We start from the raw sequence: 896 nt of genomic DNA on the forward strand, positions 1-896 counted from the left end.
TGATATATAATCATAGGGCACGAATAAAGATTAGGAGGAATAAATATGTCAACATATTTAGCTAAGAAAAGCGAAGTTGAACGCAGCTGGTATGTAATCGACGCTGCGGGCAAGCCCCTCGGCAGAGTTGCAGTACAGGCGGCAGTGCTCCTCAGAGGCAAGCACAAGCCCACCTTCACACCCAACGTAGACTGCGGCGACCACGTAATCATCATCAACTGCAAGGACGCGGTTCTCACCGGCAGCAAGCTCACTCAGAAGAAGTGGCAGCGCCACACCGGCTATATCGGCCACCTCAAGGAAACCCGTTACGATACCCTCATGGCTACAAAGCCCACCAAGGCTATGGAGCTCGCAGTTAAGGGTATGCTTCCCAAGAATACACTCGGCAGAAACGCTCTGTTAAGACTCAGACTCTTTGAGGGCGCCGAGCACAAGCATGAGGCTCAGAAGCCCCAGCCGTTTGAAGCATAAGAAGGAGGCAGAACAGAATGTACGACAAGACACCTTATTTCTACGGTACAGGTAGAAGAAAAAGCTCCGTTGCCCGCGTAAGACTCTACCAGGGCACAGGCAAGATCACCATCAACGACCGTGACATTGACGATTATTTCGGTCTTGACACACTCAAGCTCATCGTAAGACAGCCTCTTGCTCTCACCGAGACAGACGAGAAGTTCGACGTTGTATGCCGTGTATCAGGCGGCGGCGTAACAGGCCAGGCGGGTGCTATCCGTCACGGCATCGCCAGAGCTCTGCTCCAGTACGACACCGAGAACCTCCGCGGCAAGCTCAAGAAGGCAGGCTTCCTGACACGTGACCCGAGAATGAAAGAGCGTAAGAAGTACGGTCTCAAAGCCGCACGCCGTGCGCCGCAGTTCTCAAAGAGATAATCA

The 896-nt window shown here is 52.9% G+C and carries 2 protein-coding genes; both read left to right on the plus strand.

Annotated features, from left to right (window positions below):
- The first annotated feature begins 45 nt into the window (after window positions 1-45).
- Entirely contained in the window at window positions 46-474 is a 429-nt protein-coding gene (rplM, locus tag JKK62_RS09315; protein ID WP_201427664.1) for a 50S ribosomal protein L13, read from the plus strand.
- A gap of 17 nt (window positions 475-491) precedes the next feature.
- The gene (rpsI, locus tag JKK62_RS09320) at window positions 492-893 is read left to right on the plus strand and encodes a 30S ribosomal protein S9 (RefSeq protein WP_201427665.1); all 402 of its coding nucleotides are present in this window, start codon (window positions 492-494) and stop codon (window positions 891-893) included.
- Window positions 894-896 lie beyond the last annotated feature (3 nt).

It is taken from the genome of Ruminococcus difficilis (assembly GCF_016680995.1).

Coding starts and splice junctions, on each gene's coding strand:
- rpsI (WP_201427665.1), top strand. CDS start 492: ATGTACGACAAGACACCTTATTTCTACGGTACAGGTAGAAGAAAAAGC.
- rplM (WP_201427664.1), top strand. CDS start 46: ATGTCAACATATTTAGCTAAGAAAAGCGAAGTTGAACGCAGCTGGTAT.